This window comes from Pantoea sp. 22096, assembly GCF_052045955.1.
In the GTDB taxonomy this organism is placed as follows: domain Bacteria; phylum Pseudomonadota; class Gammaproteobacteria; order Enterobacterales; family Enterobacteriaceae; genus Pantoea; species Pantoea alfalfae.
Genome location: NZ_JBQEPW010000001.1, coordinates 1,127,927 through 1,148,249 on the forward strand (window position 1 = coordinate 1,127,927; position 20,323 = coordinate 1,148,249).

A 20,323-nucleotide genomic window follows, 5' to 3' on the forward strand; every position below is an offset into this window, starting at 1 on the left:
CTTGCTTGTGGAGAGTGCTGAGCACCTCGTTCGCAACGCGGTTACCAGCCGGGAAGCGAACAAAAAAATAAAGGATTTGGCGAGATGCCAAATCCTTTTTTTATGCCTGTTTTAGGGCGATAACTCAACCCGCGCAGAACTTACTTCGCGGCGCTGATACGCCAGATGGTGTTCCCTGCGTCGTCAGCAATCAGCACGCCGCCCTGTTTATCGCTGGCGAGACCCACCGGCAAACCACGGACCTGCTTTTCATCGTCCGTCAGGAAGCCTGAGACCACCGTCTGCGGCTGACCCACCGGCTTGCCGTTTTCGAACTTCACCCACACGACTTTGTAGCCATTCAGCGGCGTCCGGTTCCAGCTGCCATGCTCGCTGATAAACGCACCACCACGGTACTGCGGCATGTTGTCATCACCGTAGAACAACAGGCCCAGCGGCGCGACATGCGAACTCAGGGCATAATCCGGCTTGATCGCCTTCTCAACCAGGTCGGGACGCTGCGGTTCGGCACGGGTATCCACATGCTGACCAAAGTAGCTATAGGGCCAGCCGTAGAAACCTTTATCCTGCACCGAGGTCATGTAGTCCGGCACCAGATCGGAGCCGATTTCATCACGCTCATTGACAACCGCCCACAGCTTGCCGCTCTGCGGTTCCCACTGCAGGCCAGTCGGATTGCGCAGACCGCTGGCGTAAATACGGCTGGCACCGCTGGCCGCATCCACCTCCAGCACCGCTGCCCGGCGATACTCTGCGCCAATGCCGTTTTCGGTGACGTTACTGTTGGATCCGACACCGACATAGAGCTTGCTGCCGTCAGGGCTGGCTAACAGCGCTTTGGTCCAGTGGTGGTTAATCGGTCCGCCCGGCAGCTCCGTGACCTCTTCAGGTGCGGTGCGGATCTCCGTGTCCCCTTCGCGATAGGGGAACTTCACCAGGCTGTCAGCATTCGCCACATAGAGCGTATTCCCAATCAACTGCATGCCAAACGGCGAGTGCAGATTCTCGATAAAGCGGTGCTGCTCCCATTTGCCATTGACGTTGCGCAGCAGCGTAATGCGGTTGCCGCCTGCGCCGCCCTTACCTGACGCTTTCTGCACAATGCCCATAATCAACTGCTTAGGTCGGGTGATCGGTTTTGAGGGGCCGTTGGATTCCGCGACCAGCACATCATTGTTTGGCAGCACGTAGACCTGACGCGGATGCTGCAGATTCTCAGCAATCTTTTCAATCTTCAGCCCGTCAGCCACTTTTGGCATTTCCCCGGCTTTCCACGGCGTCCCTTCCGGCACCTGCATCGGCGGCATAAAGAAATTCTGCGCCTGCGGCAGTTCGGGGTTCGGTCCGATCTGCTTTTGCGGATCGACCAGCGCACCATCATCACAGCCTGACAGCAATGCGGTCAGGGTCAGCGCGAGCAGCGTTTTATGCGGTATGTTCATGGTGGCTCCTCCTTAAGCGCTACGCTGACGTAACGCAAGTTGCACATTCGCCAGCAGCAGCAGCGCTACTACCAGCGTCGAGAGCGTTACGCCCAACGGAATCACCGCGGCGGCATCACGGCTGTGAATAAATGCATTGACGATAGCGATGATGATGGCCACCAGCCAGAGCCAGAAATGGCCCTTTTCCGCGCTGTCACTGCCGCGAAACAGATAAACCAGTGCAATGAGACGTGGCACGATGGCCAGTATCAGTCCCAGCGCAATCAGCCAGCCTGCGGCATCCGTCCAGAACTGCACAAAGGTCTGCATGTAGAGAATGTCAAACAGCCAGGCCGCCACAAAAAAGCCCAGCGGTACCGGCTCCAGCAGAGCATACAGCGTCACGGCAAACGCCGATCTTCCCAGGGTATTGCGCATGTTTCTCTCCATTTTTAACGTGAATGCGGACCAGGTCAGATGTCGCGCTGCTCAGAGCAACCGACCCCGCGCCTGTAAAATATTAGTAAATCTGAAGAGAAACAGAGGGTTTATTCAGGAGGAATTGCAAATCAGGCGGATGACGTCCCTGTCATCGCCGGTCAGTCAGGGCTTATCAGCGGGTAAAGTGACCCAGTAGCCTGGCTGGTAAGGCAGCGGCAGAAACTTCTCGTGGAACGTGCGGAAAGTGGCATCCGGATCGACATCGGCAAACAGATCGGGATGCAGCCATTTCGCCAGCGTCTGAATCGCCACAAACTGATACGGGCTGTCATAGAACTGATGCCAGATAGCGTGGACGTTGCCGTTGTGTGCCACCGGCAGGGTTTTAAAGGCATCGCGCATCATCAGCGCCTTAAGACGCGCCGTCGCGTCGGTGACATTGGCACCCGGACCGACGCCAACCCATTTGCCCACGGTGTTGTAGTTCTTCCAGTTCGCGCCGGTTACCACCACCACGTCCGGCTGGCTGGCGATAATCTGCTCCGGGTTAACGGTGCCAAAGGTGCCAGGGATCAGGTCTTTCGCGATGTTGCGACCGCCCGCGATCTCCACCATCTGACCAAAGTTTTCATTGCCAAACGACATGCAGCACTCGTCGCTGTAGCCGCCTGCGCGATCAATCATCACTTTCGGGCGGTAGCCGGTAAAGTTCTTCAGGCGCGAAGTCACAAGGTCAATCTGCTGCTGGCGGAAGGTGATAATTTCCTGGGCACGCGCCGGCTTGTTCACCAGTTCGCCCATGATGCGGATACTTTTCTCAGCATTCACCATCGGCGCTTCACGGAAATCGATAAACACCACCGGCACACCCACGGCCTGCAATTTTTCAATCAGCTTGCCTTCATCAGTCGCCGCTTTCGACTCCAGATTCATCAGCACCAGATCGGGTTTCAGGGTTAATGCCTGCTCGACGTTGAAAGTGCCATCTTTCGCGCCGCCGAAGGTCGGTAATTTTTTAATTTCCGGATAACGCTTTTCATAGGCCTGATAACCGTCCCAGTCCGCTTTGTGGAGATCATCACGCCAGCCAATCACCCGTTTAAACGGGGCGTCGGTATCAAATGCGGCCAGCAGATAGATCTGACGGCCCTCACCCAGAATGATGCGCTTTGCCTCCTGCGGCACCTCAACCTGACGGCCTGCGACATCGGTAATCATTTTGGCCGAAGCCGTCCCTGCCAGCGTGAGCATCCCCAGCGCTAAAAACCATTTTTTCATGATGAAAACCCGCACAAATGATAATGAGAATTATTAATGTAAAGCGGCGTTACTATCACCTAAAACGGCGTTCAGGGGAAGTCATCCGGTTAAATGTTTTTTGCGGCGAGGTTAATGAGTTAAGTGGCCATGAACCGGGATCCGGATCAGGGTAAAGCGCAGCGTGTTGCTGCTCACAAAACGGACAGCTTTCGTGAATATGCTCACAACACCCTGGGCGACTGCACACATATTAGCCATTAATCGTATCGATTTGGCCAATGCGTTAAAGAATTGTGAAGGTTAGATTAAAAATGAAACAGCGTTTTAATAATCCATCAGGAAAGCCAGCCACAGGAGTATAACCGTGAAGATCAGCGCCATAGATGTCACCCTCTTTACCTATCCTACCCGGCGCGTTGCCGACAGCGCCGGCCACTCCCATCCCGGCCCGGAAAATGATGCGCAGATGGCGCTGTTGACCCTCAGCAGCGAGGATGGCGATTGCGGCTACGCCTTTGCGCCGCCTGAAGTGGTGCGATCTCATGTCGTTAACGCCTTCTTCCGCAAGGTGCTGATCGGTCAGAACGCCTTTGACCGCGAGCGGCTATGGCAGGATCTGGTGCACTGGCAGCGCGGCAGCGCCCATCAGCTCACCGAGCGTGCGCTCTCCGCTGTTGAGCAGGCGCTGTGGGATCTCATTGGGCGCAGGCTGAAACAGCCGGTGCATAAGCTGCTTGGCGGCTATCGCGAGAAGATCCCGGCTTACGGCAGCACCATGTGTGGCGACGAAATGAGCGGCGGTTTATCGACGCCGGATGAGTACGCACAGTTCGCGGAGAAGCTGGTGGCACGCGGCTATCGGGCAATCAAGCTGCACACCTGGATGCCCCCGGTCGCCTTTGCGCCCAGCCCGGCCATGGATATCAAAGCCTGCGCCGCGGTGCGTGAAGCGGTTGGCCCGGATATCGCACTGATGCTGGACGGCTACCACTGGTACAGCCGCAGTGACGCGCTGACCATCGGCAAGGCGCTGGAGAAGCTTAACTTCACCTGGTTTGAAGAGCCGATGGAGGAAGAGAGCATGGCCTCTTACGCCTGGCTGGCGGACAACCTCTCTATCGACGTGCTCGGCCCGGAGAGCCTGGGCGGCAAACATCACAGCCGTGCCGACTGGGTCCGTGCTGGCGCCTGCGACATTCTGCGTGCCGGGGCCAATGGCGTAGGCGGCATCTCCGCCACGATGAAAGTGGCCAGTCTGGCGGAAGCCTTTGGCATGGATTGCGAAGTTCACGGCAACGGCGCAGCCAGCCTGGCGGTAGTCGGGGCAATTCGTAACTGCCGCTGGTATGAGCGCGGCCTGCTGCATCCCTTCCTGGATTATGAGACGCCGCCTGCGTATCTCAACAGCCTGATTGATCCGATGGACGATCGGGGCTTTGTCACCCTGCCCACCCGCAGCGGGCTGGGAGAGGATATCAACTTCAGCTGGATTGAGACCCACACGCTGAACCGCTGGTAATGAAGTACGGCAAACAATAATAACCCCGTTGCCGCATAGCCCTGATGATGCGGTAAACGGGAAAAACCTCTGACCTGCTGGACTTTACCTATGACCCTGACACAACGATGTGGCGCGTGGCTGATCACGCTGCTGGTGCTCACGGGCAGCGCGTCAATCCAGGCAAAGACCCCGGATGACCAGCTGATCGTCGGCATGAACATGAACAACCTGCTTACCCTGGATCCGGCCGCGATGACCGGCAACGAGGTGGTCGGTATTGTGGTGAATCTTTATGACGGCCTGGTGGAGCTGAATCCGCAGCAGCTCACCGAAGTACGCCCGGCGCTGGCGGAACGCTGGTCAGTCAGCCCGGATAACCGCACCCTGACCTTTCACCTGCGCGACAACGTCAGGTTTCACTCCGGCAATCCGCTCACCAGCGCCGATGCGGTCTGGTCTATGCGTCGCGTGCTGCATCTGAATCTGGCGCAGGCGTCGGTGTGGAAGTCCTACGGTTTCAGCCGCGACAATGTGGACCAGATGGTCACCGCCCCCGACGACCGCACGCTGGTGATCACCCTGCCTAAACCCAACGATCCGCAGCTGGTGATCTACTCGCTGGCGGCGCTGGGCAGCATGGTGGTGCTGGACCGCAAAACGGTGCAGCAGCATGAAGTCGATGGCGACTGGGGCAACCGCTGGCTCACCACGCATGAAGCGGGTTCCGGTCCGTTCCGGCTGGATGTCTGGCAGGCAAAAGATGTGCTGCGCATGAGTCGCGCGACAGACTACTGGCGCGGTGAGGCGAAGATGTCGCGGGTGGTGTTCCGTCACCTGCAGGAATCGCAGACCCTGCGGCTGATGATGCAGAAAGGCGATCTTGATATCGCCAGCAACATGGCGATCCCCGACGTGCGCGCCCTGCGTCACGATCCCGACCTCACTATTAATGCCGTCAGAAAAGGGACAATCTACTACCTGGCGATGAGCATGAAAGATCCGCACTTCGACAATAACAACGTGCGTGAGGCGGTCCGCTACCTGGTCGATTATCAGGGCATTAACAAAAGCCTGATGACCGGCTACGGCGAACTGCATCAGCGCCCGATACAGGCGGGGATGCCCGCCACGCTGCCCGATCCCGGTTACCGGCTTGATGTGCCGCGCGCCCGTGCGCTGCTGGCTGAAGCCGGCTATCCGGACGGCTTCGACACTACGCTGCGGGTGCTGGCCGATCAGCCGTTCCTGAATATCGCCATCGCCATTCAGTCAACGCTGCTGCAGGGCGGCATCCGGGCAAAAATCATTACCGGCACCGGCAACCAGATTTATGGCGCGATGCGCGATCGCCAGTTCAGCCTGCTGGTCGGACGCGGTGGCAGCGGCGTCGAGCCGCACCCCCACTCCAGCCTGCGCGCGCTGGTCTACAACCCGAACAATGCCGACAGCGCCCGGCTGACCAACTTCCAGGGCTGGCGAACCGGTTTCTACGACGCGCAGCTCAACCGCATGATCGATCAGGCGCTGGTGGAACGCGACAAAACCCGCCAGCAGCAGGCCTATTTCGCTATCCAGCAACGCTATGACCAGCTGGTGCCTGCGCTGATGCCGATTTCACAAATGCTCGACTCCGTGGTGGTCAGTAACCGTGTGCAGGCGTATCAGCCGCATCCTTCTGCAACGACCTTCCTGCGCGACGTCTGGAAAACGCCTGAAGCCCTGGCGGGAGGCACACCATGATGATGACCCTGACACGAAATCAGTGCCGCCGCATCAGCCATCGCGCGATGCAGGTGTTAATTACGCTGTTCGGCCTGCTGCTGCTGACCTTTTTTATTGGCCGGGTGATGCCGCTGGATCCGGTGCTGGCGATAGTCGGCCCCGACGCCGACCAGGCCACCTATCAGCAGGTCTACCACCAGCTTGGCTTTGATAAACCGCTGTGGGTGCAGTTTGGCATCTATCTCAATGCGCTGCTGCATGGCGACCTGGGCCACGCGCTGCTCACTGGCCAGCCGGTAGTGCATGACATTCTGCGCGTCTTTCCCGCCACGGTTGAGCTGGCCACGCTGGCAATTGTGATTGGCGCAGGGCTGGGCGTCCCGCTGGGCGTGCTGGCGGCGGCGCGGCGTAACAGCGTCATCGACTATCTGGTACGGATGCTCAGCCTGGCCGGTTACTCCACGCCGATCTTCTGGGTTGGCATGATGGGGCTGCTCCTTTTCTATGCCCATCTCGGCTGGGTCGGCGGTGCAGGACGTGTGGACTTCAGCCTGGATGGCATCGTGCCGCGCCGTACCGGCTTTATGCTGATTGATGCCCTGCTGGCGGGCAACGGTCAGGTGTTCCGGAATGCGCTGAATCATCTGGTGCTGCCCGCCTCGCTGCTCGGCTTTCACTCCATGGCTTACATCAGCCGGATGACGCGCAGTTTTATGCTCGCGCAGTTGTCGCAGGAGTTCATTCTGACCGCGCGGGTCAAAGGTCTGACCGAATGGCAGGTTATCTGGCAGCACGCGTTCCGCAATATCCTGGTGCAGTTGCTGACCGTAGTGGCGCTGGCCTATGGCTCGCTGCTGGAGGGTGCCGTGCTGATTGAAACAGTCTTCTCCTGGCCCGGTTTTGGTTCCTATCTCACGGGCAGCCTGATGCTGGGCGATATGAATGCGGTAATGGGCTGCGTGCTGGTGGTGGGTCTGATCTTTGTGCTGCTTAACCTGATCTCCGACCTGCTCTATCAGATGTTCGATCCGAGGACCAAAGTATGACTATCTCGTTTGATGCTGCGTCTGTCAGTCCTTCCCGCGAGCGGCTGGCGCGCTGTCGGCGGTTTGCTGCCCGTTGCGGCACTTTCCTCTGGCGCATGGCCTGTAATCCCCTGACCGCCATCGGCGGTGGCATTGTGCTGCTGCTCTGCATCGTAGCGCTGTTTGCCCCCTGGATCGCACCGCATCACCCGCTGATTCAGGATCTGGACAACGCCCTGATGCCGCCCGGTGCGGCCCACTGGTTCGGCACTGATGAGTTTGGCCGGGATATCTTCAGCCGTCTGGTGTGGGGGGCGCGCATCACGCTCTACATCGTGCTGCTGGTCTCAGTGACCGTCGGGCCGCTGGGCCTGCTGCTGGGCGTGACCGCGGGTTACTTTGGCGGCAAAGTCGATGGCGTGCTGATGCGCGTCACCGATATCTTCATCTCCTTTCCCAGCCTGGTACTGGCGCTGGCGTTTGTGGCGGCGCTGGGTCCGGGTCTGGAGCATGTGGTGATTGCAATTACCCTCACCGCCTGGCCACCCATTGCCCGTCTGGCGCGCGCTGAAACGCTGTCGCTGCGCCAGGCGGACTTTATCTCGGCGGTGCGTTTACAGGGTGCGTCGCCGCTGCGGGTGCTCTGGAAGCACATTATTCCGCTCTGCCTGCCGTCGGTGATTATCCGCATCACCATGAACATGGCGGGCATTATTCTTACCGCCGCCGGGCTGGGATTTCTCGGGCTGGGCGCGCAGCCGCCGGACCCGGAATGGGGCGCGATGATCGCCAGCGGCCGCACCTACATGCTGGAGTGCTGGTGGGTGGTGACCGTGCCCGGTCTGGCGATCCTGATTAACAGCCTGGCATTTAACTTCTTAGGAGATGGCCTACGTGACCTGCTCGATCCCCGCAGTGAGTAACGCCTCGCCGTTGCTCGACGTGCGCGATTTGCACGTGAACTTTGTTAACGGACGCCAGATCACCCCGGCGGTGCGCGGCGTCTCCTTTCAGCTCGGACAGGAGAAGCTGGCGATTGTCGGCGAGTCCGGCTCCGGTAAATCGACCGTGGGCCGCGCCCTGCTGCACCTGCATCCGGCCAGGGCGCGCATTGAGGCGAGCCGGATGCAGTTTGGTGATATTGACCTGCTGCACGCCAGCCCGGCACAGATGCGCGCCATTCGCGGTAAACGCATCTCCATGATTATGCAGGATCCGAAATATTCCCTGAACCCGGTGATTCGGGTTGGCGAGCAGATCGCCGAAGCCTGGCGCAGTCACCATCGCGACCAGAAAGCGGCGGCCCGTCAGCGGGCGCTGGCGATGCTGGAAGAGGTGCAGATCCGCGATCCTGAACGGGTTTATCAGCTCTATCCTCATGAGATTTCCGGCGGTCAGGGGCAGCGGGTGATGATCGCCATGATGCTGATCACCGAGCCGGAACTGGTGATTGCCGATGAGCCGACTTCTGCGCTGGATGTCTCGGTTCGCCTGCAGGTGCTGGCGCTGCTGGACAATCTGGTGAAGGCGCGCGGGCTGGGGCTGATTTTTATCAGCCACGACATCAGTCTGGTGCGCAGCTTCTGCGATCGGGTGCTGGTGATGTACGCCGGACGCGTGGTGGAGTCGCTGGCCGCCAGTGAACTCGATCGCGCGCAGCATCCCTATACCCAGGGATTGCTGGCGGCACTGCCCGACCTTGATCACCGCCGTACACGCCTGCCGGTATTACAACGTCATGCCAGCTGGTTGACGGACTAAGGAGTACGTGATGATTGATGTGAAAAATCTCAGCCTGAGTTTTGGTGATGACGCTCGCCAGCGTCAGGTGCTGTTCGACGTAAATCTGCAGGTGAAACCGGGTGAAATTTTCGGGCTGGTGGGCGAGTCGGGATCGGGCAAAACTACGGTACTGAAGTGCCTGGCGGGACTGTTTACTCACTGGCAGGGTGAGCTGAGCATTGATGATCAGCCGCTGGCGCACCGCATCGATCGGGCGCGCTGTCGTCAGGTGCAGATGGTGTTTCAGGATCCTTATGGTTCGCTGCATCCGCGTCACACGCTGGGCGACATCCTTGAAGAGCCGTTGCAGATTCAGGGTATCGGGCAGCGCCAGCAGCGGGTGGTGGCGATACTGGATAAGGTCGGGCTGAATCGCGCCTGGCAGACACGCTATCCGCACCAGCTTTCGGGAGGCCAGCGTCAGCGCGTGGCGATTGCCAGGGCGCTGATTTTAGAGCCACGCGTACTGCTGCTGGATGAGCCAACCTCCGCACTGGATGTCTCGGTGCAGGCGGAGATCCTGAATCTGCTCAGCGATCTGCAGCAGCAGGAGAACCTGACCTATCTGATGGTGACACACGATCTGGGCGTGGTGGCGCATCTCTGCCATCGCGTGGCGGTCATGCAACAGGGTAAGGTGCTGGAGACGCTGGATGTGCCGACGCTGGTGGCGGATCGCGCTGCGATTCCCTATACGCGGATGCTGGTCGAGGCGAGTCGCCACAACCCTCCGGCGCTTGCGCAGCAGAGCTGAAGAGCAATGGACGCCGAGAGAAGATAAAAAAAGGCCGGTCAGACCGGCCTCGTGAAATCGGATGGCTTAGTGCGTCAGTTGACGCACAAACGCAACGATCTCCTGATTTTTGCCATGCTCAGACAGGCACTGCTGGAAACGCGGGCCGCTGACCGCGGTACGCACCAGTTCAGGATCGATAGCGCGCAGGGTGTCGAGATAGTTATCTTTAATTACCGCAGCCTTAACCTGATTCAGCAGACCGGCATTGCGTACCTGCGGCTCTTTACGCTCTGGCGGATAGCCATTGCCCTTCTCACCGGTGAACGCTTTTTCAAAGATAAAGCGCAGATTCAGTTCTGCGCCCCAGCCGAACCCTTTGGCAAAGGGCAGCGCCAGTGCGTTACCGTTGTTAATCTGGGCAAACAGGTAGGCATCCGCCGGATCGATACAGTAGCCGCAGTTGACGCCCGGATGGATGTTAAGTGACATCAGCGCGCCCTGCCCGGTGCCGCAGCCCGCGACCACGAAGTCCACGGCCTGGCTGTTGAGCAGTATGCTGGCCTGAATACCGAGGTGAATGTAGGTCAGATGGTGATCCTGCTCATCGCTCATACCGACGTTGAAGACCTGATGGCCCAGCGGCTGTGCGACGCCTTCCAGTTCTTTCAGCACGGTAACGTTTTTAGCGGCCTGGCTGTTTTCCATCATTAACGCGATTTTCATGATCTACCCTTATAAATTAATTGAAACACTGTTTCATTTTAGTGAAAAACCACTAAAGTGCATGAACTAATTCACCCGAGTGCTGTGAGATCCATCACAAAACGGTTACCGCAGCAGGGGCAACCGCAGGAGGATTGCGATGTTTATCTACCATAAAGAGCGACCATTGGAAGATCTGGGCAACGGCGTAACCCGCCGTGTGCTGGCGTACGGCGGCACCATGATGGCGGTAGAAGTGATTTTTGAGAAAGAGGCTGTCGGCCCGCTGCATCACCATCCCCACGAGCAACTGACCTATGTGCTGAGCGGACGTTTTGCCTTCACCATCAATGGTGAAACGCGTGAGGTGGGCGCAGGAGATACACTCTACAAAGCGCCCAATGTGGTTCATGGCTGTGTCTGTCTTGAGGCGGGCACGTTACTGGATACGTTTACACCGCAGCGCGAAGATTTCCTCGCCGCTAAATAATTCACGCGGCCCAATGGGCCGCCTGTTTAACTGCCCAATGCTGTGTCTTTTCCCTGCCCGCCGGATTTAACTTAAAACCGGTACAATTTTTCTGAAATTCCGTTCACTCCTAACTGAATGATTAGCCAGCACTTCCTCTTCAGCCGCGCTGCGCTTAGCCCCGGCTTAAAAATCATTCAGGCAGATTCCTGTACAAAAACCGGATCGTTGTATAAGTTTAATAGCAACATCAGTGCGTTTTTTAACCCGAAACAGGACAATAATATGCCAATGCAAAACACCCTGACCCTGCCGGTGAACCATACCATCCCGGTCAAAAATGAGTTCACATCATCCTTTGCCGCCTCTGAGCAGGACAAACTCAATTTTCTGATTGAGGAATTACTGGAAGCAGGCAAAGAAAAAAGCTGCATGGAACTGCTGCGCCATCTGGCCTCTGCGGACAGTGCCGAAGAAGAAGCGTGCTGCCGCGAACTGTTGACGTTGCTGATGGCACAAAAATGATGCCTGTGGCTGGCTGTTCAGCGCAACTTCACTACGCTTCGGGACGTTCATCGATATTCCGCACATACGCCTGACCGCATTCCGCCGTTCAGGCGTATTAGTGTCTGTGTAAACATTGCCTGGTGTTCTCAACACCATATTGCCCACAGCTACGGATGCTGATCCGGGTGGTCAATGCGGGTTTACTTACACGCCCCCAGCCTCTCATTGCTTATCCCTCCATGCTTTTGTTAGCCTGAATCGCGCATCGACGAGACGCGTCTTACATCGGCCGCACGGTTTATTACCCGTCTGTTAAAGGAGTGACATGTTCATGACCTCTGCACCTGCCACACTGCATCTGCTGTGTGGCAAAATTGCTTCAGGAAAATCGACGCTGGCGGCTCAGCTGGGCGCGTTGCCCGGTTACGTCGTCCTCAGCGAGGATCAGTGGCTCGCCGCGCTTTACCAGGACGAGATGCATTCAGTGGCCGATTACGTGCGCGTTGCGGCAAAACTCAGGAAGGCGATGACGCCCCATCTGGTGGCGCTGCTTAACGCTGGTGTCCCGGTGGTGCTCGATTTTCCGGCCAACACCCGGGCAAATCGTGACTGGATGCGCTCGGTGATAGAGGCGTCCTCTGCTGATCATCGCCTGCATTATCTGGACGTGCCGGACGCACTGTGTAAATCGCGTCTGCACGCCCGTAATCAGAGCGGCGAACATGCCTTTGCTGCAACGGAGGAGCAGTTCGCGCTGATTACCCGCTATTTTGAACCGCCGCAGGAGGAAGAAGGCTTTCATCTGGTGCGCCACGTTTAACGTCTTCTGATATCAGGAGAGTCCGAGAGCGGCAAGCACGTCAGCAATCTCCCGACAATCGGCAGCAGAAAGCGGCAACAGCGGGCGCGGTACACAGTCGCGTTCAGTCAGCCCCAGCAGCCCTGCTGCGGCACTGATCACCCGGAAACTGCCGCCGTGATGGCGGAACAGTGCCCACAATGGCTGAAGACGATCGGACTGCGCTCTGACGCTCGCATAATCGCCTGCGGCTGCCGCATCGGTCATCGCTTTTGCGACGCGCGGAAACAGCCCGCCGCACACCGAATACCAGCCATCACAGCCTGCAATCAATCCGTTGGCGGCAGCGGCATCACCGCTGACGCCAACCGACACGGAAGCAGGCAGCGTGCCGCGCAGTTGCATGAGGCGATCATTCGCTACTGATTGCTCCGCCGGTACACCCGGAATTTTCACTGAACCCACACCAGGCAGTTCAGCGATACGGCCCAGCAGCGTATCCGAAAACGTAAAATGGGTTGTGCCCGGATTGTCATAGACGCAGATCGGCACCGAGGCGTAACGCGTTACGGTCTCATAGAGCGTGAACACTTCCTCCTCTTTCAATGCCTGATAACCCAGTGGCGGCAGTAATAGCGCGGCGGCACCCGCCTGCTGCGCATCTTCCGCCAGCGCCAGCACCTCGTCGGTGCTTACCGCACCCACGCAGATCATCACCGGAATCGAATCTGCATGTTCCACAGCCAGCGTTGCGATGCGCCTGCGCTGCGTGCGGGTCAGATACGCATAGCTGCCGGTTGATCCCAGCACACCAAGGGAGTCGACTTTTGCCTCCGTCAGCCTGCTCAGCAGCCGCAGAAAGGCCGCTTCATCGGGGTTACCCTCGGCAAAGGGAGTAAGGGGAAAGGCACTGAGTCCGCTGAACATATCATCTGCTCCATCGTAAGAATGCGTTGCCTGGCTGACGTTCGTCCGCACAGCCATATTTCGTTACGGGCCGAAGCATCGGTTGGCTCCGCCCGCTATTTTTGCGCCATCACCCTCTTTACTCTCGTCTGAAGGAAGATAGCGATGATTGTCGTACTGTTTGAAGCTGAAGCCCGCCCCGAACACCAGATGCGTTATCTGCAACTGGCCGCTGACCTGAGACCGCTGTTAAAGGACAGTGATGGATTTATCTCTATTGAACGCTTTCAGAGCCTGGGTGATGAGAGAAAAATACTCTCGCTCTCCTGGTGGCGCGATGACGCCGCGGTGCAGGCCTGGAAACATAACCTCTGCCACCAGGCCGCACAGCGTGAAGGCCGTGAAACCCTCTTTGCCGGTTATCGCATTCATATCGCCGCGCTGGTCAGAGAATATGCCTCACAACAGGGAGTAAATTAACATGTTCGATATTCATGTGATCCTGCAAAATAGTCCAGGCACCCTTTCCCGTCTCGCCACGCTGCTGGGCCGTAATGGAATCGGCCTGGAAGGCGGCGGCCTCTTCTCGTCTGGTGCGCAGAGCCATGCCCATTTTCTGGTTGCGGAAGGCGAACGGGCGCGTGCCGTGCTGGAAGCGGAGCGGATCACCGTCGAGGCGGTAAATGTCCCGTTGATTCGCAGGCTACCGCAGCAGCGTCCTGGCGAGCCTGGAGCGATATGGCTCGCCTGAGTTCAGAGACCCTTTGCCGCAAGACTCTGCACGGGCGGCTTCACACTGCCCGGAATCCCCTTATCTGCCCGTAACAGGCTTATGAATTCTGTCACATTTTCGCAAACTCACCTCAGAGCCGATAACACGCCGACAAAATCGGCAGTCTCTGTAACTTTATGAATCAAAATGCTTTTAAATAGTAACCCTATGAAATCATGCGGTGCGCACATTAATCATTGTCCTTTTTGCACTTATTTAGCGCCGGGCACTGATCCACTCTTCAGTCACAGGCGCGGCAAAAAGCGTCATACCTTACTGGAGTTACTGATGCAGACAACCTCACCCATGACTCACCGCGCCAGGATTGGCGCCATTTTTCGTGTGACCTCTGGCAATTTCCTCGAACAGTTTGATTTCTTCCTGTTCGGTTTTTATGCCACCTATATCGCCCATACCTTCTTCCCGGCCAGCAGTGAGTTTGCCTCACTGATGATGACCTTTGCCGTGTTTGGTGCAGGGTTCCTGATGCGCCCGATTGGCGCAGTGGTGCTGGGGGCGTACATCGATAAGGTTGGCCGTCGCAAGGGGCTGATCGTCACGCTCTCCATCATGGCGGCAGGCACCTTTATGATCGTGCTGATCCCCTCTTACCAGAGTATTGGCCTGTGGGCACCGCTGCTGGTGCTGATCGGCAGACTGCTGCAGGGTTTCTCCGCGGGAGCAGAGCTGGGCGGCGTGTCGGTTTATCTGGCCGAGATCGCGACGCCGGGCCGCAAAGGCTTCTACACGAGCTGGCAGTCGGGCAGTCAGCAGGTCGCGATTATGGTCGCGGCGGCGATGGGCTTTATCCTCAACGCGGTGCTGGAAGAGAGTGCCATCCGCGAATGGGGCTGGCGCATTCCGTTCCTGTTTGGCTGTCTGATTGTGCCATTTATTTTCGTGCTGCGTCGCAAGCTGGAAGAGACGCAGGAATTCAGCAATCGTCGCAGTCATCCTGATGTGAAACAGGTGTTCCGCATTCTGCTCAGTAACTGGCAGGTGGTGATTGCCGGGATGCTGATGGTCGCGATGACCACCACGGCGTTTTACCTGATTACGGTTTACGCGCCGACCTTTGGCAAGAAAGTCCTGCTGCTGAGCGCCTCTGACAGCCTGCTGGTAACGCTGCTGGTGGCGGTATCTAACTTCATCTGGCTGCCGATTGGCGGCGCGATCTCCGACCGCTTTGGCCGCAAACCTGTCCTGGTTGCCATGACCCTGCTGGCAATCGCCACCAGCTATCCAGCCCTGAGCATGCTGGCGGCGGCACCGGGCTTTTTCATGATGCTGGGCGTGCTGCTGTGGCTTTCAATGATTTATGGCCTCTACAACGGCGCGATGATCCCGGCACTGACCGAAATCATGCCAGCGGAAGTGCGCGTGGCGGGCTTCTCGCTGGCCTATAGCCTGGCAACGGCGCTGTTTGGTGGCTTTACCCCGGTGATGTCGACCGGCCTGATCGAGCTGACCGGCGACAAAGCTTCGCCAGGTTACTGGATGAGTTTCGCAGCTGTCTGCGCACTGGGCGCAACACTGTATCTCTATCGCCGCACCCGCAGTGCCGTCTCACCTGTCCATAAAACCGTTAGCTGAGGAAATGAAAATGAAACTGAAAACGATGTCGCTGTACGCTGCCCTGCTGTTCAGCGTGGCGGGCAGCGCCACGGCGCAGGCGAAAGAGCTGACGGTAATGATCTCCGGCGGATTTAAAGCGGCATGGGATACGCTCTCGCCACGCTTTGCCGAACGTGAAGGGATCACCATTAACACGGTTGCCGGTCCGTCAATGGGCAAGACGCCACAGGCCATTCCGGCGCGGCTGGCGCGCGGTGAACCGGCCGATGTGGTGATTATGGTCGGTGATGCGCTAAGCGATCTGCAAAAAAAGGGGGCGACGCTGCCGGGTTCACGGGTTGAGCTGGCGGACTCGCGCATCGGTGCGGTGATCAAACAGGGTGCCACGCCAGTGAAAATCGGCAGCGAAAGCGCACTGCGTACCACCCTGCTGAACGCCTCTTCTATCGCCTACTCTGACAGCGCCAGTGGCAAATATGTGAGCAGTCAGCTCTTCAGCCGACTGGGCATTGAGGATCAGGTGAAAGCGAAGGCGGTCAAGGTTGAGCGCATTCCGGTGGCCTCCGAGGTCGCGGCCGGTAAATACGCCATCGGCTTTCAGCAGGTCAGTGAGCTGCTGCCGGTATCAGGCGTTACTTTTATTGGCGAACTGCCGGACACGCTGCAGTACACCACCCGCTTTGCCGGTGCCGTAGTACGCAGGTCAGCGCAGCCCGACGAGGCGGCGAAGCTGCTGCACTGGCTCGCCTCGCCTGAGGCACAGCAGGCCGTGCACGCCAGCGGCCTGCACAGCGTGAAGGCGTCAAAACCGGCTAACGTCGCTGATACTGTTCAATGATCAGATTCTCCAGTTCGCTGGCGATATGCGACAGCGTCCGGCCATTCTTGCGCAGCAGTCCCACGGTGCGTTTCACCTGCGGATCGGTTAACGGCACCGCCATCAGCAGGGCGTGATCGTAGCCTGGCATCGACATGGCGGGGACGGCAGCAATGCCAAGCCCCGCCTCAACCATCCCCAGCATGGTGGTCACGTGCCGGGTTTCACAGACACAGGGCTTCTCCGGCATGATCGCCTGCAACGCCTGATCCAGCAGATTGCGATTGCCGGAGGTTTTATCCAGCCCGACCCACTCATACTGATAAAATGCCTGCCAGCTCAGACTCTTTTTGCCTGCTATCGGGTGGTCACGCCGACAGGCCGCTACGTATGAGTCATCCATCAGCGATTGAAAATGCACATCCGGCTGCGAGCGGCTGGAAAAACTGATGCCAAAGTCGGCCTGCCCGCCAATCACCGCGTCATAGACGTTGGCCGCGCTGCTGTCGATCAGCTTCACCCGCACTTTTGGATAGCGCGCCTGAAACAGCCGGATGATGCTGGGCATAAAGTAGTAGGCGGCTGACGGGACGCAGGCCACGGTAATCAGACCGGTGCGGGCTAAGCTCACTTCACTGAGATCGGCCATCACCTCTTCAAAATCAGCCAGCAGCTTTTCCGAGCGCTGAGCAAACGCATGCCCCTTCAGCGTCAGCGTGACGCGGCGCGTGGTCCGCTCAAACAGTTTGATCCCCAGCGTAGTTTCCAGCTTGTCGATCCGGCGGCTCAGCGCGGACTGTGAGAGACAGATCGATTCCGCCGCCAGACGAAAATTGCCAAACTCCACCAGCGCGCGAAATGCGTAGAGATCGTTGAGATCGAAATTAACCGGCATACATTCCTCTTCCCCTAAACCGCATCAGGCTTGTCATCATCGTTTTCATCGCCTTCTGTCTGGCTGAAATCGCTAACGAATTTGCTGAGCAGCTGTTCCAGCATCTCGCGGTCGCTCTCTGGCCAGTGGAGGAAAATGCGCTGATAAACCTGCACCCGTTGCGCATCGATTTTATCGGTCATCGCCCTGCCAGCCGCAGTAATTGCGGCTTCGTTGATCCTTTTGTCCTGACGGTTTTTCTGCCGCACGACCAGCCCGGTCTCCTCTAATTTCGCTACCTGACGGCTGACCGTGCTGTAATCACGACCCACCCGATCGGCGAGTTCGCCCACGCCGATTGGCCCGAACCGGCTGACCTGAACCAGCAGTGGAAACAGTGCCCGATCCAGCTCAATACCCGCCGCTTTAATCATCGCCATATCGCGCTGAGGCCGGTTAAGCGCGCCCGCAATTGTCAGCAGACAATCATGCAGCGCATCGTATTTATGTGTATTTTGCACACTTTTCATTGACGCCATCCAGAGGCAGGAATAATGTGTGTACTTTACACCCATTAACTCCTGAACAGAAGGATGATAAACAATGAAAGCAGCAATAATCGGGCAGGCAGGCGCACAACCCCACTACGGCGACATGCCGGAACACCAGCCCGGTGAGCATCAGCAGCGGGTGACGGTCAACGCTGCGGCACTCAGCCAGCTGGCAAAGGCCCGCGCGGCAGGCACCCACTACAGCTCTGTGGCGCACTATCCTTTTATTCCCGGCATTGACGGTACCGGATATCTCGACACGGGCGAGCCGGTCTATTTTCTGACGTTTAACGCCGCGGCGGGCAGCATGGCCGAGCGAACTGTGGTCAACAGTGAACATATTATTCCACTGCCTGCCGGTCTGGATGTGGTACTGGCTGCCGCTCTCGCGAATCCGGGCATGTCCTCCTGGGCGGCGCTGACCCGTCGGGCGGCACTGCGTCCTGGCGAGACCGTGCTGATAAATGGTGCCACCGGCACCTCGGGACGTCTGGCGATCCGCATTGCCCGTGCGCTGGGCGCAGGCAGAATCATTGCCACAGGCCGTAACCGGGAGACTCTGGAACAGCTACAGAGTGAGGGTGCTGATATCATACTGACGCTGGATGCATTATCGGCAGAGCTTCCTTCTCTGATGGCGGAAGGCGTTGATGTGGTGCTGGATTATCTGTGGGGTGAGAGTGCACTGGCGATCATGACGGCGGCGGTACGCGGTGGTGACAAGGTGGTTCGCTTTGTCCAGATTGGTTCGCTAAGCGGACAGGAGATTTCTCTGCATAGTAAACTGCTGCGTTCATCCGGCTTAACGCTGATGGGAAGCGGGCTGGGCAGCGTGCCAGACCGTGAGCTGATCGCCTCAATAGGGGAAATGCTGCAGGCTGCCGCGTCACATGGATTTTCCATCCCCTTCCAGTCGCGGCCACTCAGTGAGGTCGCTGAGGCCTGGCAGAGCGACGACAGCCGCTACCGCACGGTCTTTACCCTTCCGATGTAACGGACGGCTCCACCTTATGCAGAAATCGACCCGGATAATCGGGTTGGATCGCGTGCTGGCTGCTGTAGCGGCCAAACAGCTTATAGCGGTTTAACGCGATGCGGTCGTAGGCAAAATTACTGATCGCGTCGGGAAAGTGGCGCAGCACCGCCAGCCCGCGCCACGGGGCAGGCAAATGCTGCATCACGCGGAACACCGCCTGCGCCCGCAGCCAGTGCTGATTACCGTCAATGTAGACAATGGTGCTGATGTTATCTTCCGGCATACCGGCCCAGCGCAACAGCGCTTTGCCCTGCTCGCTCTGTACTGAGGCAAAACGGACCTGCCGCGCCAGATGGTGACGCAGCAGAAACTGAACCCAGCCGTTACATAGTTTACAGACGCCGTCATAGAGCACGGCGCTTTCACCGGTTTGCAGATACGGGGGTAACGACATCCTGCAACTCCTCACTCATCTGATGATGAGCTGAAGTGTAGCGGGTTCTGGTCAGTTGCTGGTGCAGCCAGCGGATAACGGCCGCGAGATCCTGAGCGCAGGCATCCACTTCACACACCGGCCCCAACGCCATCGGACTGGCCTGGTGCGCCAGCTGGCGCAGCTCCGGCAGATACTCAGCCCCCGGATGACCTGGCAGCCGCTGCGACAGTCGCGCCTGATAGCGCGCCACCGCCACCTCCGGCTCAATCCTGAGCCACAGTTCGAGCGCCTCATCGACACCCGCCTGTTTCAGTCCCTGCTCCAGCAGCGCGCGCGGCTGAAAACCAAACCAGGCATCAATCAGCCAGATCTGACTGGCGGGTGCCTGGTCGACGATGTTCCAGATCGCCTGATAAGCCGCGCAGCCCAGTTGCCGGTTGCGCTGGCGATCGACTGGGGAAAAAACCTGCATAAACGGCTCTTTCAGGCTGTCGAGTGTCAGCACCGGCCAGCCAAAATGTTGTGACAGCGCGTGCGTCAGGGTGCTTTTACCCGATGCCGGAATACCGTTAACCAGCACCACGCGTTTGAGGGGGGTATTTTGCGTCATAGAATGTCGATAACCTCCGCCACGCTGCTGGCCTGACGTAACCGGACCAGCGTCTCCTCATCCTCCAGCAGCGACACAATCGCGCGGATCCCCTCTTCGATATGCGCGTTGCTGTCGCGCGCGCCAAACATAATCACGATGTCCGCCTTGTCACTGCCTTCAAACGAGATCGGCTCATTCAGCAGGATCAGACTGAAACAGTCGCGGATCACCCCCGCTTCCGGTCGCGCATGGGGAATGGCGATCCCCTCCTCGAACACATAATAAGCGCCATGGGCCAGCGTATTGGCGATCACGGCATCAGGATAGGTGGCATCGAGATAACCGCCGCTGACCAGCGGTTCGGCAGCCAGCGCGATAACCTGACGCCAGTCCGTGGCGTCAATCCCAATCTGAATAGCGTTTGCCTCTTGCAATAACTGCTTAATCGTCATCAGC

The 20,323-nt window shown here is 58.2% G+C and carries 23 protein-coding genes and 1 pseudogene; 14 read left to right on the forward strand and 10 right to left on the reverse strand.

Annotation, left to right across the window (positions count from 1 at the left end; all coding sequences use genetic code 11):
* Nucleotides 1–140 precede the first annotated feature (140 nt).
* The 3 genes from ACTJKZ_RS05160 to ACTJKZ_RS05170 form a co-directional block, all read right to left on the reverse strand.
* On the reverse strand, nt 141–1,442 hold the full coding sequence (locus tag ACTJKZ_RS05160; protein ID WP_440829330.1) for a PQQ-dependent sugar dehydrogenase: 1,302 nt from the start codon (nt 1,440–1,442) through the stop codon (nt 141–143).
* Between the two features lie 12 nt (nt 1,443–1,454).
* Complete coding sequence (locus ACTJKZ_RS05165) at nt 1,455–1,862, reverse strand: DUF2231 domain-containing protein (protein ID WP_013357848.1); 408 nt, start codon at nt 1,860–1,862, stop codon at nt 1,455–1,457.
* A 165-nt stretch (nt 1,863–2,027) separates the two neighbouring features.
* The gene (locus tag ACTJKZ_RS05170) at nt 2,028–3,143 is read right to left on the reverse strand and encodes an ABC transporter substrate-binding protein (RefSeq protein WP_222924039.1); all 1,116 of its coding nucleotides are present in this window, start codon (nt 3,141–3,143) and stop codon (nt 2,028–2,030) included.
* A gap of 346 nt (nt 3,144–3,489) precedes the next feature.
* Here ACTJKZ_RS05170 and ACTJKZ_RS05175 point away from each other — a divergent pair, with 346 nt between their 5' ends.
* The 6 genes from ACTJKZ_RS05175 (at nt 3,490) to ACTJKZ_RS05200 (ending at nt 9,909) form a co-directional block, all read left to right on the forward strand.
* Nucleotides 3,490–4,644, forward strand: coding sequence for a mandelate racemase family protein (locus ACTJKZ_RS05175; RefSeq protein ID WP_222924040.1), 1,155 nt, complete (start codon nt 3,490–3,492; stop codon nt 4,642–4,644).
* Between the two features lie 90 nt (nt 4,645–4,734).
* Nucleotides 4,735–6,366, forward strand: coding sequence for an ABC transporter substrate-binding protein (locus ACTJKZ_RS05180; RefSeq protein ID WP_161732352.1), 1,632 nt, complete (start codon nt 4,735–4,737; stop codon nt 6,364–6,366).
* Nucleotides 6,363–7,394, forward strand: a complete 1,032-nt coding sequence (locus ACTJKZ_RS05185) for an ABC transporter permease (protein WP_440829331.1) — start codon at nt 6,363–6,365, stop codon at nt 7,392–7,394. The genes ACTJKZ_RS05180 and ACTJKZ_RS05185 overlap by 4 nt, the downstream gene beginning before the upstream one ends.
* A complete protein-coding gene (locus tag ACTJKZ_RS05190) occupies nt 7,391–8,296 on the forward strand; it encodes an ABC transporter permease (protein ID WP_161732354.1) in 906 nt (301 codons plus the stop codon). Before ACTJKZ_RS05185 ends, ACTJKZ_RS05190 begins: the two co-directional genes overlap by 4 nt.
* Nucleotides 8,268–9,134, forward strand: coding sequence for an ABC transporter ATP-binding protein (locus ACTJKZ_RS05195; protein ID WP_161732553.1), 867 nt, complete (start codon nt 8,268–8,270; stop codon nt 9,132–9,134). Before ACTJKZ_RS05190 ends, ACTJKZ_RS05195 begins: the two co-directional genes overlap by 29 nt.
* Nucleotides 9,135–9,144: 10 nt before the next feature.
* Entirely contained in the window at nt 9,145–9,909 is a 765-nt protein-coding gene (locus ACTJKZ_RS05200; protein ID WP_285085778.1) for an ABC transporter ATP-binding protein, read from the forward strand.
* Between the two features lie 66 nt (nt 9,910–9,975).
* Here the strand turns inward: ACTJKZ_RS05200 and ACTJKZ_RS05205 are convergent, their stop codons facing one another.
* Nucleotides 9,976–10,614 (reverse strand): RpiB/LacA/LacB family sugar-phosphate isomerase, encoded by a 639-nt coding sequence (locus ACTJKZ_RS05205; RefSeq protein WP_161732358.1) that lies wholly within the window; start codon nt 10,612–10,614, stop codon nt 9,976–9,978.
* A gap of 139 nt (nt 10,615–10,753) precedes the next feature.
* On the opposite strand from ACTJKZ_RS05205, the gene ACTJKZ_RS05210 reads away from it, so the two are divergent.
* The 3 genes from ACTJKZ_RS05210 to ACTJKZ_RS05220 all read left to right on the forward strand — a co-directional run bounded on the left by ACTJKZ_RS05210 (nt 10,754) and on the right by ACTJKZ_RS05220 (nt 12,389).
* Nucleotides 10,754–11,083 carry a cupin domain-containing protein gene (locus ACTJKZ_RS05210; RefSeq protein ID WP_161732360.1) on the forward strand — a complete coding sequence of 110 codons (330 nt, stop codon included), beginning with the start codon at nt 10,754–10,756 and terminating at the stop codon, nt 11,081–11,083.
* Between the two features lie 264 nt (nt 11,084–11,347).
* Nucleotides 11,348–11,587, forward strand: a complete 240-nt coding sequence (locus tag ACTJKZ_RS05215) for a hypothetical protein (protein ID WP_013357838.1) — start codon at nt 11,348–11,350, stop codon at nt 11,585–11,587.
* Nucleotides 11,588–11,894: 307 nt separating this feature from the next.
* Nucleotides 11,895–12,389: an AAA family ATPase gene (locus tag ACTJKZ_RS05220; protein ID WP_222924044.1), complete on the forward strand. Its 495-nt coding sequence runs from the start codon at nt 11,895–11,897 to the stop codon at nt 12,387–12,389.
* Nucleotides 12,390–12,401: 12 nt separating this feature from the next.
* Here ACTJKZ_RS05220 and ACTJKZ_RS05225 read toward each other — a convergent pair whose 3' ends face one another.
* On the reverse strand, nt 12,402–13,295 hold the full coding sequence (locus tag ACTJKZ_RS05225; protein ID WP_260058173.1) for a dihydrodipicolinate synthase family protein: 894 nt from the start codon (nt 13,293–13,295) through the stop codon (nt 12,402–12,404).
* A 144-nt stretch (nt 13,296–13,439) separates the two neighbouring features.
* Here ACTJKZ_RS05225 and ACTJKZ_RS05230 point away from each other — a divergent pair, with 144 nt between their 5' ends.
* From ACTJKZ_RS05230 to ACTJKZ_RS05245, 4 genes and pseudogenes are all read left to right on the forward strand, one after another.
* Nucleotides 13,440–13,754 carry an antibiotic biosynthesis monooxygenase family protein gene (locus ACTJKZ_RS05230; RefSeq protein ID WP_161732365.1) on the forward strand — a complete coding sequence of 105 codons (315 nt, stop codon included), beginning with the start codon at nt 13,440–13,442 and terminating at the stop codon, nt 13,752–13,754.
* 1 nt (nt 13,755) lies between these two features.
* A pseudogene (locus tag ACTJKZ_RS05235) lies at nt 13,756–14,013 on the forward strand (amino acid-binding protein); the annotation flags it as partial.
* Between the two features lie 321 nt (nt 14,014–14,334).
* Entirely contained in the window at nt 14,335–15,639 is a 1,305-nt protein-coding gene (locus tag ACTJKZ_RS05240) for an MFS transporter (RefSeq protein ID WP_405038435.1), read from the forward strand.
* A 10-nt stretch (nt 15,640–15,649) separates the two neighbouring features.
* Nucleotides 15,650–16,459, forward strand: a complete 810-nt coding sequence (locus ACTJKZ_RS05245; RefSeq protein ID WP_440829332.1) for a substrate-binding domain-containing protein — start codon at nt 15,650–15,652, stop codon at nt 16,457–16,459.
* On the opposite strand, the gene ACTJKZ_RS05250 is transcribed toward ACTJKZ_RS05245, so the two are convergent.
* Both ACTJKZ_RS05250 and ACTJKZ_RS05255 read right to left on the reverse strand, forming a co-directional pair.
* Nucleotides 16,434–17,333 carry a LysR family transcriptional regulator gene (locus ACTJKZ_RS05250; protein ID WP_285085780.1) on the reverse strand — a complete coding sequence of 300 codons (900 nt, stop codon included), beginning with the start codon at nt 17,331–17,333 and terminating at the stop codon, nt 16,434–16,436. The two genes, ACTJKZ_RS05245 and ACTJKZ_RS05250, sit on opposite strands and share 26 nt — an antisense overlap.
* A gap of 14 nt (nt 17,334–17,347) precedes the next feature.
* Nucleotides 17,348–17,842, reverse strand: coding sequence for a MarR family winged helix-turn-helix transcriptional regulator (locus ACTJKZ_RS05255; RefSeq protein ID WP_260058170.1), 495 nt, complete (start codon nt 17,840–17,842; stop codon nt 17,348–17,350).
* Nucleotides 17,843–17,915: 73 nt separating this feature from the next.
* Between ACTJKZ_RS05255 and ACTJKZ_RS05260 the strand changes: the two genes are divergently transcribed.
* A complete protein-coding gene (locus ACTJKZ_RS05260) occupies nt 17,916–18,857 on the forward strand; it encodes a quinone oxidoreductase family protein (protein ID WP_285085781.1) in 942 nt (313 codons plus the stop codon).
* Here the strand turns inward: ACTJKZ_RS05260 and ACTJKZ_RS05265 are convergent.
* From ACTJKZ_RS05265 to ACTJKZ_RS05275, 3 genes are read right to left on the reverse strand one after another with little or no spacing between them, the layout of a single operon-like run.
* A complete protein-coding gene (locus ACTJKZ_RS05265; protein ID WP_285085782.1) occupies nt 18,841–19,293 on the reverse strand; it encodes a thiol-disulfide oxidoreductase DCC family protein in 453 nt (150 codons plus the stop codon). The two genes, ACTJKZ_RS05260 and ACTJKZ_RS05265, sit on opposite strands and share 17 nt — an antisense overlap.
* Nucleotides 19,262–19,885 (reverse strand): AAA family ATPase, encoded by a 624-nt coding sequence (locus ACTJKZ_RS05270; RefSeq protein ID WP_161732373.1) that lies wholly within the window; start codon nt 19,883–19,885, stop codon nt 19,262–19,264. Before ACTJKZ_RS05270 ends, ACTJKZ_RS05265 begins: the two co-directional genes overlap by 32 nt.
* Nucleotides 19,882–20,319, reverse strand: coding sequence for a PTS sugar transporter subunit IIA (locus ACTJKZ_RS05275; protein WP_033732648.1), 438 nt, complete (start codon nt 20,317–20,319; stop codon nt 19,882–19,884). The genes ACTJKZ_RS05270 and ACTJKZ_RS05275 overlap by 4 nt, the downstream gene beginning before the upstream one ends.
* Nucleotides 20,320–20,323: the final 4 nt, after the last annotated feature.

Coding starts and splice junctions, on each gene's coding strand:
- ACTJKZ_RS05180 (WP_161732352.1), top strand. CDS start 4,735: ATGACCCTGACACAACGATGTGGCGCGTGGCTGATCACGCTGCTGGTG.
- ACTJKZ_RS05240 (WP_405038435.1), top strand. CDS start 14,335: ATGCAGACAACCTCACCCATGACTCACCGCGCCAGGATTGGCGCCATT.
- ACTJKZ_RS05270 (WP_161732373.1), bottom strand. CDS start 19,885: ATGACGCAAAATACCCCCCTCAAACGCGTGGTGCTGGTTAACGGTATT.
- ACTJKZ_RS05210 (WP_161732360.1), top strand. CDS start 10,754: ATGTTTATCTACCATAAAGAGCGACCATTGGAAGATCTGGGCAACGGC.
- ACTJKZ_RS05185 (WP_440829331.1), top strand. CDS start 6,363: ATGATGATGACCCTGACACGAAATCAGTGCCGCCGCATCAGCCATCGC.
- ACTJKZ_RS05230 (WP_161732365.1), top strand. CDS start 13,440: ATGATTGTCGTACTGTTTGAAGCTGAAGCCCGCCCCGAACACCAGATG.
- ACTJKZ_RS05260 (WP_285085781.1), top strand. CDS start 17,916: ATGAAAGCAGCAATAATCGGGCAGGCAGGCGCACAACCCCACTACGGC.
- ACTJKZ_RS05225 (WP_260058173.1), bottom strand. CDS start 13,295: ATGTTCAGCGGACTCAGTGCCTTTCCCCTTACTCCCTTTGCCGAGGGT.
- ACTJKZ_RS05190 (WP_161732354.1), top strand. CDS start 7,391: ATGACTATCTCGTTTGATGCTGCGTCTGTCAGTCCTTCCCGCGAGCGG.
- ACTJKZ_RS05215 (WP_013357838.1), top strand. CDS start 11,348: ATGCCAATGCAAAACACCCTGACCCTGCCGGTGAACCATACCATCCCG.
- ACTJKZ_RS05245 (WP_440829332.1), top strand. CDS start 15,650: ATGAAACTGAAAACGATGTCGCTGTACGCTGCCCTGCTGTTCAGCGTG.
- ACTJKZ_RS05220 (WP_222924044.1), top strand. CDS start 11,895: ATGTTCATGACCTCTGCACCTGCCACACTGCATCTGCTGTGTGGCAAA.
- ACTJKZ_RS05160 (WP_440829330.1), bottom strand. CDS start 1,442: ATGAACATACCGCATAAAACGCTGCTCGCGCTGACCCTGACCGCATTG.
- ACTJKZ_RS05205 (WP_161732358.1), bottom strand. CDS start 10,614: ATGAAAATCGCGTTAATGATGGAAAACAGCCAGGCCGCTAAAAACGTT.
- ACTJKZ_RS05170 (WP_222924039.1), bottom strand. CDS start 3,143: ATGAAAAAATGGTTTTTAGCGCTGGGGATGCTCACGCTGGCAGGGACG.
- ACTJKZ_RS05275 (WP_033732648.1), bottom strand. CDS start 20,319: ATGACGATTAAGCAGTTATTGCAAGAGGCAAACGCTATTCAGATTGGG.
- ACTJKZ_RS05200 (WP_285085778.1), top strand. CDS start 9,145: ATGATTGATGTGAAAAATCTCAGCCTGAGTTTTGGTGATGACGCTCGC.
- ACTJKZ_RS05255 (WP_260058170.1), bottom strand. CDS start 17,842: ATGAAAAGTGTGCAAAATACACATAAATACGATGCGCTGCATGATTGT.
- ACTJKZ_RS05265 (WP_285085782.1), bottom strand. CDS start 19,293: ATGTCGTTACCCCCGTATCTGCAAACCGGTGAAAGCGCCGTGCTCTAT.
- ACTJKZ_RS05250 (WP_285085780.1), bottom strand. CDS start 17,333: ATGCCGGTTAATTTCGATCTCAACGATCTCTACGCATTTCGCGCGCTG.
- ACTJKZ_RS05165 (WP_013357848.1), bottom strand. CDS start 1,862: ATGCGCAATACCCTGGGAAGATCGGCGTTTGCCGTGACGCTGTATGCT.